Origin of the sequence: Paraburkholderia phenazinium (assembly GCF_900100735.1) — a bacterium.
GTDB classification, from domain to species: domain Bacteria; phylum Pseudomonadota; class Gammaproteobacteria; order Burkholderiales; family Burkholderiaceae; genus Paraburkholderia; species Paraburkholderia phenazinia.
Genome location: NZ_FNCJ01000011.1, coordinates 246,373 through 261,871 on the forward strand (window position 1 = coordinate 246,373; position 15,499 = coordinate 261,871).

The 15,499-nt window shown below is 60.4% G+C and carries 13 protein-coding genes; 7 read left to right on the top strand and 6 right to left on the bottom strand.

The genetic code is table 11. The annotated features are described in order from the left end of the window. Together BLQ92_RS23965 and BLQ92_RS23970 are read right to left on the bottom strand one after the other, a co-directional pair. A complete protein-coding gene (locus tag BLQ92_RS23965) occupies positions 1 to 2,244 on the bottom strand; it encodes an FkbM family methyltransferase (RefSeq protein ID WP_090687166.1) in 2,244 nt (747 codons plus the stop codon). 265 nt (positions 2,245 to 2,509) lie between these two features. Further along, positions 2,510 to 3,676 carry a polysaccharide biosynthesis/export family protein gene (locus BLQ92_RS23970; protein ID WP_090687168.1) on the bottom strand — a complete coding sequence of 389 codons (1,167 nt, stop codon included), beginning with the start codon at positions 3,674 to 3,676 and terminating at the stop codon, positions 2,510 to 2,512. Between the two features lie 158 nt (positions 3,677 to 3,834). Here BLQ92_RS23970 and BLQ92_RS23975 point away from each other — a divergent pair, with 158 nt between their 5' ends. From BLQ92_RS23975 to BLQ92_RS23985, 3 genes are all read left to right on the top strand, one after another. Then, complete coding sequence (locus BLQ92_RS23975) at positions 3,835 to 4,986, top strand: glycosyltransferase family 4 protein (RefSeq protein ID WP_090687170.1); 1,152 nt, start codon at positions 3,835 to 3,837, stop codon at positions 4,984 to 4,986. Continuing rightward, positions 4,987 to 7,038 carry a capsular polysaccharide export protein, LipB/KpsS family gene (locus BLQ92_RS23980; RefSeq protein ID WP_090687173.1) on the top strand — a complete coding sequence of 684 codons (2,052 nt, stop codon included), beginning with the start codon at positions 4,987 to 4,989 and terminating at the stop codon, positions 7,036 to 7,038. Positions 7,039 to 7,122: 84 nt separating this feature from the next. Further along, positions 7,123 to 8,553, top strand: coding sequence for a mannose-1-phosphate guanylyltransferase/mannose-6-phosphate isomerase (locus BLQ92_RS23985; protein ID WP_090687175.1), 1,431 nt, complete (start codon positions 7,123 to 7,125; stop codon positions 8,551 to 8,553). Between the two features lie 62 nt (positions 8,554 to 8,615). On the opposite strand, the gene BLQ92_RS23990 is transcribed toward BLQ92_RS23985, so the two are convergent. Beyond that, entirely contained in the window at positions 8,616 to 8,798 is a 183-nt protein-coding gene (locus tag BLQ92_RS23990) for a hypothetical protein (RefSeq protein ID WP_090687228.1), read from the bottom strand. 292 nt (positions 8,799 to 9,090) lie between these two features. Here BLQ92_RS23990 and BLQ92_RS23995 point away from each other — a divergent pair, with 292 nt between their 5' ends. Further along, positions 9,091 to 10,317, top strand: a complete 1,227-nt coding sequence (locus tag BLQ92_RS23995; RefSeq protein ID WP_090687177.1) for a glycosyltransferase — start codon at positions 9,091 to 9,093, stop codon at positions 10,315 to 10,317. Positions 10,318 to 10,370: 53 nt separating this feature from the next. Here the strand turns inward: BLQ92_RS23995 and BLQ92_RS24000 are convergent, their stop codons facing one another. After that, the gene (locus BLQ92_RS24000; RefSeq protein WP_244106352.1) at positions 10,371 to 10,676 is read right to left on the bottom strand and encodes a hypothetical protein; all 306 of its coding nucleotides are present in this window, start codon (positions 10,674 to 10,676) and stop codon (positions 10,371 to 10,373) included. A gap of 279 nt (positions 10,677 to 10,955) precedes the next feature. Here BLQ92_RS24000 and BLQ92_RS24005 point away from each other — a divergent pair, with 279 nt between their 5' ends. Beyond that, positions 10,956 to 11,342, top strand: a complete 387-nt coding sequence (locus tag BLQ92_RS24005; RefSeq protein ID WP_090687179.1) for a GtrA family protein — start codon at positions 10,956 to 10,958, stop codon at positions 11,340 to 11,342. Positions 11,343 to 11,355: 13 nt separating this feature from the next. On the opposite strand, the gene BLQ92_RS24010 is transcribed toward BLQ92_RS24005, so the two are convergent. Both BLQ92_RS24010 and BLQ92_RS24015 read right to left on the bottom strand, forming a co-directional pair. After that, positions 11,356 to 12,906, bottom strand: coding sequence for a methyl-accepting chemotaxis protein (locus BLQ92_RS24010; RefSeq protein ID WP_090687181.1), 1,551 nt, complete (start codon positions 12,904 to 12,906; stop codon positions 11,356 to 11,358). A gap of 184 nt (positions 12,907 to 13,090) precedes the next feature. After that, complete coding sequence (locus tag BLQ92_RS24015; protein ID WP_090687184.1) at positions 13,091 to 13,474, bottom strand: hypothetical protein; 384 nt, start codon at positions 13,472 to 13,474, stop codon at positions 13,091 to 13,093. A gap of 200 nt (positions 13,475 to 13,674) precedes the next feature. On the opposite strand from BLQ92_RS24015, the gene BLQ92_RS24020 reads away from it, so the two are divergent. Both BLQ92_RS24020 and BLQ92_RS24025 read left to right on the top strand, forming a co-directional pair. Next, on the top strand, positions 13,675 to 14,775 hold the full coding sequence (locus BLQ92_RS24020; protein ID WP_090687187.1) for an MraY family glycosyltransferase: 1,101 nt from the start codon (positions 13,675 to 13,677) through the stop codon (positions 14,773 to 14,775). Positions 14,776 to 14,927: 152 nt separating this feature from the next. Beyond that, positions 14,928 to 15,499, top strand: a 572-nt coding sequence (locus BLQ92_RS24025; protein ID WP_176860773.1) for a class II glutamine amidotransferase, incomplete at its 3' end; no start/stop codon positions are given.

The following is a 15,499-nucleotide window of genomic DNA, read 5'->3' on the forward strand; positions in this document are numbered from 1 at the left end:
TTAATTCTTACCGGCACGGTTTTTACCAATCTCGGCCTGATAGCGCCCCTGCGACTCTTCTGCGATCCTGATCACGTGATTTTCAAGCGCGCGAAGATCTTGAAGATGATTCGTTACATCCAGCAGAAACAAGATCGCAAAGACCAATTTCCCGAACACAGGAATTCGACATGCCCGCCGAATGACTCTCGCCGCGCCCAATCCACGAATCGACGTCTTATAGTTCCTGGCCTCGGCAGACTTTAGAATATCGTCGAGTATTTCGTCCTTAGCAACCCCCGCCCGCACCTGCTTCAGATAATGACGCTCGCCGTCCGGATCCGGTTCTCGCCGCAAGATAGCCAGATATGCAGCCCGCACAAAGTTTCGATCATACAGAGACTGGAACTCATCCAGACCATAGATCCCTTGATCATTCTGCTCAAATGTCGGCTGATAGTTGATCTGCGCACTAACTTGTGAATTCATAGCAATCCTCTGGAGCCCCGAGCTCTCATTAATCTCAGCATCCAGCAGTGAAACCAGATTGTGGATACGGGCGACCGCGGCAATATTTATTGAAGTAGGCGAAAACTTTCGGAACATTGAGGCCGATTTACGCAATCGCCTCTCTTCACTTCTGACAACAAGCTTCTGCAGTTTGCCGATGCGATCAAGATGCAAGACGGCCTCTCGGCTATGCTTTGCGTCACGCATCTCAGAACGTTCGGCCATTTCAGCGATCTCTCGCTCCGCGCGAGCCAAGTCATCCCGAATAGCCTCGCAGCGCAACGTGTTCTGCTTAATGAGCTCAGCTTCGAGGCGCTCGAATCTATGCGCAATCTCCAAACCATCCTGGGCGAATTTTTCTTGAGCGGCGGCAAGTTGCTCCGAGAGCTCAACGCTACGCGCCGCGAGTTCTCGTTCTGCTTGTTGGGCCGTCATCTCAGCAGCCAACAGTTTGGCCTCTACAATTCGCTCCTTTTCGGCCAACTCGCCGCGAAGGGAGGACTCCTGCTGCCGATAAAGTCTGCCGAGCTCGGCCCGCTCCTGAGTAGCCTCGTCTATCACCCGAGATAGCTGCGCTGAGAAGTGGCGTTCACGCTCAGCGATGGTTCGCTGCAGAGTTTGAGTCCCGAGGTTAGTCTGAGCTTCGAAGGCAGCCCACGCACTTTCACGTGCGGCACTCTCCCGCTTGAGCTCGTTGATCTGTTCAATTCTTTCTTGCTCGGCCCTTTTCTGGATCTCAAGCACCTGCTGGCCACACTCCCGCTCCCTTTGCGCCAAAGCGGCGAGCAGTGCCTCGTGCGCCGCGCGCGACTTTTGGCTTGTTTTCGCAGCCAGATCTGCAAGTGCTCGTTCTCGCCTTGTGTGAGCAGAGCTATCTGCTGCTAGCGCACTGCTAAGACGCAGGTTTTCCGTTTCGACTGCTCGAACTCTTAGGCTGAACTTTTGTTCGAGTTCTTCCCTCTGCTTTCGGTATTGGGCCTTCTCCTGTTCAAGGCGAGCGATTTCTTGAACTTGCTCTTCGTGCTTTCGAGTGGCTCTCGAATTAATGAGCGAGCAGAACGAAGTCTGCGCGGTCCCGCTAAGAGCGAAGCCGTCAAACACATTCGGACCGGCGCGAAACGTTGTGGCAAAATGCGCGTGAGTTTCGCAGACGTAGAAGCGATTTAACCCATCGAAGTATACGAAACTGTAGCCGCGCTCTAACAGCAACGACTCCCATGCTTCATGTGTTTCGATTTGGGTATTGGGTAGCGTACTCTCGACCACGACGAGCCATGGTCGACATGGCGAATCACCCCAGCCCTCTAGAACTGCGCGCTCCATACCTTCGACATCCACCTTTAACCAGTGAACATCGCGATCACCCGCTTTGGCGAATACATCCGCCAAAGTGACACACGGCACAACAAGCTCCCGAACAGTAAGCCCTCGTTCGCGATGACGGAGTGCGATCTCTGCGTCACCGGTAGAAAGCCCCGTCTCGGGAACTTCGTAGAATGACAGCATTCCATTGCTGGCGGCCAATGCCACCTGCAATACGGTTTCGTCCGGACGGTCTTGCCTCAGCAATTCCGCGTAAACCGGTGTCGCCTCAACGTGAATACCGCGCCAGCCTTTTTCGTAAAACGCTTTGCTGAGAGAGTCGATAACGGGATGCTGGGCCCCTACGTCGATGTAGAAACCATTTTTGACCTGGCTGAGGGCACGCCACAGCATCACGTCTTCAAAGTTCTGCGCGTAAGAAACAATACTCATGCCATCACATCCGGAAGGTACGACGTTGTGACCGGAACCGTAGCCGCGCCACTAGAGTTGAAAGATAACGGGGTGTAAGTAGTCGAACGCACTTTCTGACGAAGGAGACGCCGCTGCTGGCGCGGGTCCCATGAACTCACTAAGGTCCCCAGAAATGGGGACCTTGGAGTCAACCGCCCGACTGACCTGGACGTCGAGATGAGGCCGCTTGCTGGATGGTCCGAGACGGTCTTAAGGAATCCCAGCGTCTTTTAGCGCACTCCGCTCACTTAAACGTCTGAACCCCCGTAATCACCGGATACGCCACCGAGAACACCACATTCAAAAACTTCTGCACTTCGGCGATCGGCGCATTCGAGACATACAACAGATCCTTGTTATCCATCATGAAGCTCTGCGCCACGAAAAACGAGTTCGGATCACGCAGGTTCACGCGGTACACCACCGGCACCTTGCCGTCGGCGGTAGTACGGACAGGCGAGATCGGCCACGGCAGCGCCTTGGCATCTTCAAGCCGAAAAATGAACACACCCTGCGCATCCGAGCGCGAGTCCTGCAAACCACCAGCGCGCGCCAGAGCCTGCGCCAGCGTGATGCCCTGCGCCTCGAAGTTGATTTCCTCGTTCTTGCCCGTCGCCCCAAGCGCCATAAAGCTGTACGGCTGAAATAGCGCCGTCACCACGTCGCCGGCATGTAGCGGCACGTTCTGACGCGGGTCGCGAATCACCGTCTCGAGCGGCAAGGAGGCAACGGTGTTACCGCGCGTCACCTGAATCGTGATCTTGTCGACCGGCTGCTTGACCCCGCCCGCACCGGCGAGCGCATCCAGCAGGCGCTCGCCGCGAGCCGTCAGGGCCATCCGGTTGCTGCTGGCCACGTCGCCCACCACCGTCACGTACGACGTCTCGTTGCGCGACAGCTTCACGAGCACCTGTGGGTCATGAGCAATGTTCTTGAGCCGCGCAGTGATATCGCGCTGCAACTCGCCAGGGGTGCGGCCCGCCGCCTTGATTTGGCCAGCGAACGGAACATCGATGTTGCCGTCCCCGCCGATGGTCTGATCAGGCAACACCGTCACCCGCGCATTGCTGGTCCCAGCCTTCGCGTCACCTTGCGCTGCGCCAAAAAGCGTCGCCGGCGGCGCTTCCCAGATCGACACTTCGATGGTGTCGCCAACGCCCAATTGCTGCTGGAATAGCGTGCCGTTACCAAGCGTCGAGGAAAAATCGCCGGTGCTGCGCTCTGCATAAAGCTTACGCGCGATGTCATCCGTCACATCGACAATCTGAATACCCGCCGGATTTGCTGCCCCCGATGCCCGGTCGATTTGTGCACTGCTGGGCCCCGAGGTAGGAATACTCGAACAGCCATTAAGCGAGGCTGCACCCAGGACAAGAGCAGCCAAATAGATACTGCATGACAGACGCGACATTTAGTGCACGAGTTAGTGTGATTTAAGTTTGGCGCGCATTGTCGCATGTTGTCGGGTAGACTGTCAGCCTGGCAAATTAAATTTTTGCCGGAGTACAAAAGGTCAAAAAAGATACAAAAAGGCCCAAATGGCCTCACAAAAAAACACATAGCAATCCAGTGTCAACCATTATTCTGGACGTCTCGCGTCTCCTCACACGCCTCTACGACGGGCTTCTGCCCACGGGGGTAGACCGTGTGGGACTGGCGTATATCGAGCGATATGGCCCGCAAGCGCGCGCTCTTTTGAGTGAACGCGGATTTTCCGTTGTATTAACGGAGAGAGACTCCCGGCAAACGTTTGCCTGGCTTGCGTCATCAATCCGCAATCGAAATGCGATCCGCCGATTAGTGGTACGCGCGTGCCTTAATCGCGCTTTCGAGGCAAGTTTCAAACAGGGCATTCTGTTGCATACAAGTCACAACGGAATGGAGTATCCGCGCTATTACCGGGCAATCGCCAAGCGGAACATTAAGTCTGTTTTCATGGTGCATGACCTGATTCCGCTAACGCACGCAGAATACTGCCGGCCTGGCGTCGACAAGACTCACCGTAATCGGATTCACACCGCGCTGAAACACGCAGATGGACTGATAACCAACTCGCAGGCAACACTCGACTCACTCACGACAGAAGCGCGCAATGCAGACCTTCCCCTGCCCTCGAACGTTGTCGCGCGCCTCGCGTCGGGCGTCACTGCGCGGCCGCCCGGCGCTCGTCCAATCGAAGCACCGTACTTCGTGATACTCGGCACGATCGAACCGCGTAAAAATCACTGGTTCATCCTGCACGTGTGGCGGCGTCTGGTCGAACAACTGGGTACGGCCGCACCGAAGCTCGTCGTGATCGGCCGCCGTGGCTGGGAGTGCGAGAACGTCGTCGACATGCTGGAACGCTGCGCGAGTCTGCGCGGTGTCGTCATTGAGGAGGCGGACTGCTCGGATGAGCGGCTGCACGCCTGGTTGCAACATGCGCAAGCCCTGCTCTTCCCGTCGTTTGTCGAGGGCTACGGCATGCCGCTCGCCGAAGCGTTGGCGCTCAACGTACCAGTGCTGGCAAGCGATCTGGAGGTCTTTCACGAGATCGCGGACGACATCCCCGACTATCTCGATCCGCTCGACGGCCCAGGCTGGATCGCCCGTATTCATGCCTTTGCCGATGCAGACAGCCCCGAGCGCGCCGAACAACTGAAGCGGATCGAGCGTTTTCGCGAGCCGACCTGGGCGGAGCATTTCGAACACGTCGACGCCTTCCTCGACGCGCTGCACTAGATGACCCGGCTAACCCCGTCGTCGCCGCCGTTGCAGGGCGCCGTGCCCGATCTACGCGGCCTCACGCGCGGCTTTCGCCTGCTAAGCTGGCTTGCAGGCCGCTGGGACACCCCGTGGATCGATCGCGGAGTCGGGCGCCTCGCCCTGCGTCTCACCCACGCACGCGGCGTCCCCGTCAACGCGGCCTGGCCGGGGCCAATCTGGTCGAATACGCGTTTCGGAGCGCCCATTCTGTCCTGGTTCGTTGCGCCCGTATCCGACGCCAGCCCCCAAGCCTTCGTGGAGGCGCTCAATACGGCGTTCGAACGCGAGCCATCAGCGGGCGCGGGCGCCGACGTCCAACGACGAATGCAACGGATGCTCGTAACGCGTGCAAGCCGGACCCGTGATCCACTACCACGCGTTCCCGCTGCACTACTTGCGCCGCGTCGCGCGACCCGTGTTCTCCTGATCGATGAGCGCACGTCTTCGCGAAGCATTGGCGCGATCGCCACTCGCAATCGCCGTAATGCATTCGAGCGCATGCTCGAAGTCGCACGCGCGGCCCACCCAGAGGCGGAATTCTGGCTTGCCCGCTCCGGCGACGCAGGCTGCGGACGCTGGCTTTCATCCACGGTTCGAGCGCTGCCCGCCCGCATTCAACGCGCCGACGCGCACGACTCACCATGCGCCATGCTGCAACACGTCGATCATGTCTACACGATGCAGGCGTCCGAGGGTATGCACGCGTTGCTGGCAGGCGTTCCGCTCCACGTGTTCGGCGCGCCGTATTACGCGGGATGGGGACTCACGGATGACGATTGCCGTCTGCCCGGCCGCACGGCACGGCCAACGCTGGCAGCACTGTTCGACATCGTCTTCCTGCGCTTCGCGCGTTATCTGAATCCCGCCACTCACGCGCCCGGCTGCCTCGACGATCTACTGGACAGCATCGAGTTACAGGCATCCGTGCAGCAGCGCTTTGCCGACCTGCAACGAGTGGTCGGCGTACGATTTCAATGGTGGAAGCGGCCGTTCGCGACGCCGTTTCTCATGGCCGGCGGCGGCACGCTGCGCTGGACACACAAGCCGGAGTCACTCGTCGCCGGTGAATGCGCGGCGCTCTGGGGCGCGCGCAGCGCAGAAGGGCTACCGCTTCATGCTGCTCGCGTGCGCATCGAGGACGGCTTCTTCCACTCCCCCGGTCTCGGTTCGGACATGATTGCGCCGCGTAGCCAGGTGATCGATCGTCGTGGTCTCTACTTCGATGCAAGCCAACCGAGCGATCTTTCCGTCCTGCTTAACGAAACGGACTTCAGCGACGCCGAGCTGGCCCGCGCTGCCGCGTTGCGCGCACAGGTCGTAAGGCTCGGCGTCACCAAATACAACCTCGGCCGACGTCGGCCGACGTGGCGTGCGCCCAAGGACAAACAAGTCGTTCTTGTCCCGGGGCAGGTCGCCGACGATGCATCGATCCGCCTCGGCACCCGCGCCATCTCGACCGCCGATGCCCTGTTGCGCGACGTGCGCGAGCGCCGCCCCGACGCGTTCATCGTGTACAAACCGCACCCGGATGTGCTGTCCGGCAATCGAGCCGGTCTGATCGACGCTCAACGGCTAGCAGACGTGGTCGACACAGATGCTGATCTTCTGTCGCTCATCGATGCGGCGGACGAGGTTCACACGCTGTCGTCGCTCGCAGGCTTCGACGCACTGCTGCGCGGTAAAGCGGTGTTCACCTACGGCCTGCCCTTCTATGCGGGATGGGGTCTCACACATGATGCGCTCGCGCCCGTGCCGTGGCGCGAGAGGAGCCTGTCACTCGACATGCTGACGGCAGGCGTGCTGCTGCGTTACCCGATCTACTGGGACTGGCGCATGCGCCTCTACACCACGCCGGAGGCCGTCGTTGAGCAACTCGCGCCGCTAGCGGCGCGTCCCTTGGCACAGGTTCGCGGCAATCGTGCCCGTCCGTTTTTGAAGGCCATACGTTGGACCCGCAACGCGCTTCGCCACGCGATATGGCGCGGCGGGCAATGGCAGCAAAGAAGCCCCGCGGCGGCTGACAGGTAAAAACATCAGAAATCAAGCAGCGCCAGCACTCATCCAAGAACATGAGTCTGTAGTTAGAACTACTTTTGTTAGAGAGAAACCAACATGAATATCTATCCAGTCATCCTGTGCGGCGGCAGCGGCACGCGCCTGTGGCCGATGTCGCGTGGCGGCTATCCGAAGCAGTATCTGAAGCTCACGGGTGAGAACACGCTGGTCCAGCAAACCGCGCTGCGCCTGCGCAACATTAGCGACATCGCAGCGCCGATCGTCGTCACAAACAACGAGCAGCGCTTTCTGGTTGCCGAGCAATTGCGTGAGGTGGCGGTCAACCCATCATCGATCGTGCTCGAGCCGGTCGGCCGCAACACCGCCCCCGCTATCGCCGTTGCGGCGCTGCTAGCGATGCACGAATCGCCCGAAGCGCTGTTGCTCGTCCTGCCATCCGATCACGTGATCCTGAACGAAGCGACCTTTACCAAGGTTGCGGAAGCCGCCGCGCAGATCGCCAAGGACAACTACCTCGTCACGTTCGGCATTGAACCTACCGAGCCGCACACCGGTTACGGCTACATCCGCGGCGGCGCACCGCTCGCAGATGGCGCAACCGCATACTCCGTCGAAGCGTTCGTCGAAAAGCCGAATGCCGAAACAGCGGAGCGCTTCCTCAAGGAAGGCGGTTACCACTGGAACAGCGGCATGTTCATGCTCAAGGCGTCCACCTACATGGAGGAGTTGCGCCGCTACGAACCGGAGATCGCCAAACAGGCGGAGCAATCGCTGCAGTTCGCCAAGCGCGATCACGACTTCATCCGTCTCGACGCAGACGCTTTCGGCGCTTGCCCGAGCGTGTCGGTCGACTATGCGGTGATGGAGCGGACCGACCACGCCGCCGTTATCGCGGCCGCGGACCTCGGCTGGAACGACATCGGCTCGTGGACCGCGCTCGCCGAGATCGCCAAACCCGACGCAGCAGGCAACGCTCTGCTTGGCGACGTGCTGACCGAAGCTGTGTCGAACTCGTACATTCGCGCTGAACACCGGATGGTGGCAGCCATCGGGCTCGACAACATCGTGATCGTCGAAACCGCCGACGCCGTGCTCGTCGCCCACCGCGACAAAGCTCAGGATGTCAAAAAGATCGTCGAACGGCTGAATGCATCAGGGCGCCAGGAATCCGTCACCCATCGCCGCGTGGTGCGGCCTTGGGGTTCTTACGAAGGAATCGACCAGGGTGACCGCTTCCAGGTGAAGCGCATTATCGTCAACCCAGCGGCCCAGTTGAGCCTGCAGATGCACCATCATCGCGCGGAACACTGGATCGTGGTGAAGGGCACAGCCCTCGTCACCAATGGCGATCAGGAAATCATGCTGACCGAGAACCAGTCGACGTACATTCCGCTGGGCGTCACGCACCGCCTGCTGAACCCCGGCAAGATTCCTCTCGAGTTGATCGAAGTGCAATCGGGGGCGTATCTCGGCGAGGACGACATCGTGCGCTTCGAGGACACCTATGGACGCGTAGCGAAACTGTAAGAGCATGCGTCGGGAACGGCTAATCATAGGCCGTCCCCGACAACGGGTTCTGTCCCAAAGCCTTATCTGGCGACCTTGAGCAGGTTGCGAGCGGTGTCATCATCCTTGGGCACCGCTTTGTCCGCTGCGAGCCCCTGCGGTCCGTAAGCGTCGATCGCCTCCTTCGGCGCCGATGGAAACCATAATATCCGGCCGTCGCACTCGATTCCGACCTGACGACCTTGCCAATAAATTGCATTTTCCATGACGTATACCCCGTGGTGAAGACAAGGCCACATTGCGCCCGCGACGGGGACCGAGAACGTTGCCGGCCGCACAATCTCGGACGCAATGTGGTACCGCGTAACCGATCCAATCCGCCAGACTCTTTGATTCCACCAGTCTGGATTGGAATTTATTCATTCTGCCCCCGTTCGATTGACCTATTACGCCAAAACCTTGTCCGAAGTGCACGACGTGAGCTAAAGCACCTCCCCCCTCCAGGCCACCCGAAATGTTACAGTGCAGGCTCGTTTTGCGGCCTGTTCCATCCAGCGTATGCCCACCAAAAACCCGATCTCGTCCGATGATGAACGCGTCCGCGTTCTGTTTCACATTACTGACTTCAACGACGGTGGCATTGAGTCGTCCATCATCCAATGGTTGAGAATTCTCGATCGGAACCGATTTAAAGTCGTACTTTCGGTCATGCATACCTCGCCGGCCCTCGAAAGCCGTTTTCGGGCGCTGATTCCGCCGGATGTCAAGGTCGAGGTCCTGGTGGACCGTCCGTGGCTGAAGTACTTCCAGGCCAAACGCTATGAACGGCGCCTGAGCAAATTAGGGCGGGTGGCGCGCGACATCCACAACACGCTGGCGGTGCGCCCGCATGTGGCCAAACGTGTGGCGGAGCTCGCGCAACAGGTCGACGTGATCGTCGATTTCGACATGTCGCTGCGGCGCTTGTCCGGGCGCTTCGGCGTCACCTGGCTGGGCGTCAATCACTTCAGCTTCGACGCGCGGCTGGGCGGCCGGCCCCGCAAGGTCCAGCGGCTGCTCAAGCAATACCGTCGCTATGACGGCGTAGCCGCGTTGAACCAGCACATGGCCGACGAAGCGAAGCGGATTTTTCAGGGCAAGCTCGAACGCGTGATCGTGCTGCCGAACGCGCTCGATATCGCCTCGATCCGCGAACGCGCCACGGCGCCACGCGATGCCGCGAGGCTCACGCCTGAGGGCGTGCCCTACATTGTGTCGGTCGCCCGTCTCGACGAAATTCAGAAGGATCACCGCACGCTGTTGCGAGCCTACGCTGAGTTGTTAAAGCGCGGCCCCGTTGCGGAACATCTGGTGATCGTCGGCAACGGCGCATTCCGCGACGAGCTGGAGAATCTGGCACGCGACCTGGGTATCGGAGCGCGTGTGCATTTTGCCGGCCATCAGGATAATCCGCACCCCATCGTCGCGGGTGCCTCGGTGCTGGTCCTGAGTTCGAAATACGAAGGGATGCCGATGGTCCTGCTGGAGGCGCTCGCAATCGGCAAGGCGATCGTTGCAACCGACTGCCCGACCGGGCCACGCGAGATTCTGGACGGCGGTAAAGCGGGGGCGCTGGTGCCGGTCGGCGACGTCGGCGCAATGGCGGATGCGCTTGCGCACCTGCTCACCGACAAGACGGCGCGCGAGACAGCCGCAGCGGAAGCTCGCACGCGTGCGGCCTACTACGGTATCGAGGAAAGCAACGGCCGCTTGATGGCGTTTATCCAGGCAACCGCAGCCGCGTAATGTATGACGGGGATGGCGCGGGCTGGCGGCCCGCACTCAGCCCCGGCCGCCCATCAATAGCAATCGAACACCACCTCGATCGTCTGATCGGTCACCCCCCAGACGCCCTGGGTATGCACGGCGACTAAATGCAACTGCCGGTCCTGGGCTTTGCAGTACGCAGCCGCGTGCTTCACGCCAGCGTTTCTCACGTGGTTCCAGGACGTCAAGCTCCAGCGAGCCCGGCTCATCACGGTCAGGTGACCGTCCTGGCGTGAGTCGATGGGCGATACCGCGGTGCATGCCGACAGCACGCCTATACCTGCGAGGACGGCGCTCCTTTTCACGGCAACGCTCCAGAGGTAGGAGTGAACCGTCATGAGTGCGGATCCGCGAAACCGGTAATTGAGCAAAGAGTTATACATGAACGCGGCGCAAGGAACAGGTGTAACGGCAACGCGATTGTATCGACGGAAGTGGCTTTGTGGTGTTTCACGTCAATATTCCCACGCACAACTCGAACCGGTACACGTTCCCCGTGACGGTTATCGACGGTTCATGGCGATGACGCAGCTCATGATGGCACTTTCACGGAGCGATTGCGCCAGAGTTTAAAATGCCGAACAACCTGCACCGAACCGACTGGAGCCTTCAATAGCATGCACCGCCAAGTTCTGCAGTTCGTTATCGCCGGCGTCGTCGGTTTCGTGGTGGATGCCGGCATCCTCTACCTGACCCTGGCATTGGGTCTTGGCTACTTCGCCGGCCGCGCGGTTTCTTTCCTGTGCGCCGTCTGGGCCACATGGCAAATCAATCGCCGCTACACCTTCGCGGCGGCGCGCACGGAGTCGGCCTGGGTTGAATGGTGGCGTTATCTTGCGGCGATGTCGGTTGGCGGCGTAGTCAACTATTGCGCCTACAGCGCCACCGTGCTGACGCTAAAGGGCATTCCGTTCCTGCCGGTCGTGGCCGTCGCGGTCGGATCGCTCGCGGGGATGGTCGTCAACTTTGCCAGCGCCAAGCTGTGGGTCTTCAAGCAACGTTGATCGGCACATCCACCTAAGCCTCAACCCGAAACACCGCCACGGCTTCCCTCAGCACCGCTGCCTGCTCCTCGAGCGACCTGGCGGCGGCAGCCGCCTGTTCCACCAGCGCCGCGTTGTGCTGGGTGACCTCGTCGATCTGCGTAATCGCCTTGTTGACCTGGGCGATGCCCTCGCTCTGCTCGAGCGCGGCCGCCTCGATTTCGCCCATGATGCCCGTGACGCGTTCGACCGACTGCATCGCTTCGTGCATCGTCTTGCCCGCCTCCGCGACCAATGACGCACCCTGCTCGACCTTGGCCGCCGACTCGCCGATCAGTTCCTTGATCTCCTTGGCTGCGCCACCGGAGCGTTGCGCGAGGCTGCGCACCTCCGAGGCCACCACCGCAAATCCGCGCCCCTGCTCGCCGGCGCGCGCCGCTTCGACGGCCGCGTTCAAGGCGAGGATGTTGGTCTGGAAGGCGATGCCTTCGATCATGCCGATGATCTCTGCGACCTTGCGCGACGAGTCCGTGATGCCCTCCATCGTCTCGGTCACCCGGCCCACCACGCTGCCGCCGCGCGTCACCGTCTCGAGCGCGCCGTGAGCCAGGCGATTGGCCTGCTGGGCGTTGTCGGCGTTCTGCTTCACCGTCGCTGACAACTCCTCCATGCTGGCCGCGGTCTGCTCGAGCGCCGCCGCCTGCTGCTCGGTGCGCCGCGACAGATCGGCGTTGCCTGAGGCGATCTCGTTGGCGCCCTGCGTAATTGCACCCGTGCTGCCCCGCACCTTCGAGACCGTGTCGACGAGGCCATCGCGCATCTGCGTCAGCGCCCCCAGCAACTGGCCCATCTCGTTGCGCGAGCGCACTTTCACCGCGATCGTCAGGTCACCCGCCGCGATGCGCTGGAAATGGCGAATCGTCTGGTTCACCGGTTTGAGGACCGCAGCCGAGAGGCCGACGCGTGACATCACGCCAATCACGACCGAAATCACGCCAATCGCGGCAAACAGCAGCGTCGCGATGCGAAACCGCGAGGCTGCCGTTTCTGCTTCGCGTTGCTGACTATCGGTTTCCAGCTGCTCAAGCGCGTCGATGGCTTTCGCATAACTGGCGTAGTACCCATTGGCGGTTTCGCCCTGGATATTGCGGAAGGTATTGAAGTCGTTGTCGGCGAGCGCCTTGAATTCAGGCTCGATCGCCTGATCGACCAGCGCCGAGCGCGCGGTTTCAACTGCATGGGCGAGCCGCTGCTCGTCATCGCTGCCAAAGGGACCGGCCGCGTAGGTGCGGAAATCGTTGTTCGACTCCACCAGCAACTTGTGCGCCGCCGGCAACAGATCGTCGGTTTGCTTGCCGACGCTGAACAAGGTCTCGTAGCTGCCGAGCGCGAGCCGCACCTGCAGAAGCTTCGCAGAACTGGCATTCAGGTGCGTCAGCGCCGCCGAATTGCGCTGCACATCCTCGAGGCCATTGCTCGCCAGCTTGAGTGCGCCGTAACCAACCCCGATCACGGTCAGCAGAAACGCGACGAACACGCCGATGACCAGCGTCAACCCGCCCCGAATTGTGATGTTATTTAGCATTATTTCTCCGTAACGTCCTGGCCGGGCGACGCATGACCCAGGCTCCCCGTTCGCACTTCGCCGCATCCGGGATATCGGCCGTTAGAGATCTAAGCTAGATAGGGGGAATCCATGACAGGCAAGGGTTTGCGGGGGGCAGCCTACGGGTTTCTGCGTCACTATGTGGGACCGCGACGCGTGGCTGCTATCGTTGTGTCACTTTCCAAAGCATGGAGAAGGTTGCGGTCCCCATAGTGACGTAGCCGGTCGACATGCAGTTGTCCGATCGCGGATCGCACAGAATGGTCAGTTTCTGTTTGTCGCCGAAATCGAGGTTGACCGCCGGATCGACCGCGCTGTGCTGCGCCGGCACACTGTAAACAAAACGATAGGTTTGCTTGGGCGTTTTCGTATGATCGCCAAGAATCACGAGCGTACCGGTGTTCTCAGGAGCAGCCGCAAAGTGCAGTTCAGCCGTGTCGGACATTTGCGTGACGCCCGTCATCACGACAGGCCGTGCATAGCCATCGGCAAAGGCACTACCCGCAATAGAAAAGAAAATGAAAGCAACGGCGAGATTGCCAAACATCGGTGTCGCTCAGTCAAACGGATAAACAACAAGTATGACGGAACAGCAGATTTTCTTCAGTGGCGCGGTCAGGGGCCTGCGGCGTAAGCGGCAGCGCATCGACATGTTCGCTGCTTGAAACGCTAGTCGGTTGCGACCTGCTTTTCGGGGCCCGTGCGTTTCGTTTGTATAATTCGGCGTCCTCGCTCAGGCTCACTTTCATGCTTAGTTTCGCGCTCGGGTTTCTCGTCTCACTTCTGGTCACACTGTTGATCGTGCGCTACGCGCATCTGCATGAAAAATTCTCCACCGATACCGATCTGGCAGGCGTGCAGAAATTCCACGTGCGCCCGGTACCGCGGATCGGCGGCACGGGCATCCTGATCGGGCTGGTCGCGTCGGCTGTGCAGTTGCATTGGGCCTATCCCGCGGTCTCCAGCGGCATTCTGGGCCTGGTGGCGTGCGGCCTGCCGGCATTCGGCTCGGGGCTGATCGAAGACCTGACCAAGCGCGTTTCGCCGTTGGCACGGCTCGTGTGCACCATGGCGGCCGCTGCCCTTGCCTATTTCCTGCTGAATATCGCCGTCACTCGCATCAGCGTGCCGCCGCTCGACTTTCTGCTCTCCTACGCAGTGATTTCCTGCGCGGTCACCGTGCTGGCCGTGGCGGCGCTGGCGAACGCCGTCAACATCATCGACGGCTTCAACGGCCTCGCGTCGATGGTTGCGTTCATGATGTTCGCATCGTTGGCGTACGTGGCATTCGAGGTCTCGGATCCGGTGGTGCTGTCCGCCTCGCTCATCATGATGGGCGCAGTGATGGGCTTCTTCATCTGGAATTTCCCCGCCGGCCTGATCTTTCTGGGTGACGGCGGTGCGTACTTCATCGGCTTCATGCTCGCGGAACTGTCGATCATGCTGGTGATGCGCAACCGCGACGTGTCGGCGTGGTATCCGGTGCTGTTGTTCATGTATCCGATCTTCGAGACGTGTTTCTCGATCTACCGGAAGAAGTTCATCCGCGGGATATCGCCCGGGATTCCCGACGGCGTCCACCTGCACATGCTGGTCTACAAACGGTTGATGCGCTGGGCAGTGGGCGCACGCACCGCACACGAGCTGACGCGACGCAATTCGCTGACTTCGCCTTATCTCTGGCTGCTGTGCCTCGTGGCCGTGATCCCTGCGACGCTGTTCTGGCGGCATACACTACATCTGTTCTGCTTCGTGATGGTGTTTGCGGCAACCTACGTCTGGCTCTATGTGAGCATCGTCCGCTTTAAGTCGCCGAAGTGGCTGGTGGTACGCAAGGGTCGGCGATAATCCTTCCTTGGGTTGCGTTCCCGGCTCGTCGTGGCGATCGGCCATGACTCGAAGACGGGCTTCATTCGTCCGATCAATAAAAAACTGAAAGGCCTCCGGCGTGCGACTTCTGCACGCCTTGAAACCTACCCCCTGCTAAGGATCAAGAATCTATGTGCGGCATTGTTGGCGCGGTTGCGCAGCGTAATATCGTTCCCGTCCTGATCGAAGGACTGCGTCGCCTCGAATATCGCGGCTACGATTCGTGCGGCGTCGCCGTGCTGGCCAATGGCGAACCGCAGCGCGCGCGCAGCGTCGCGCGGGTGGCGGATCTCGACGAACAGGTGCGCGAGAGCCACCTTGAAGGCACCACGGGGATTGCCCACACGCGCTGGGCGACGCACGGCGCGCCGGTCACGGACAACGCCCACCCGATCTTCTCGAGCAACGCGCTGGCGCTGGTGCATAACGGCATCATCGAGAACTACGAAACATTGCGCGAGACGCTGCGCGGCAAGGGCTACGAGTTCGTCTCGCAGACCGATACGGAAGTGATCGCGCATCTGGTGCATAGCCTGTATCAGGGCGATCTGTTCGCTGCGGTGCGCGCGGCGGTGAAGCAGTTGCATGGCGCGTATGCGATTGCCGTACTGCATAAGGATCAGCCGCATACGGTGGTGGGTGCACGCCAGGGCTCGCCGCTCGTCGTCGGGCTGGGGCAGGGTGAGAACTTCCTCGCGTCGGA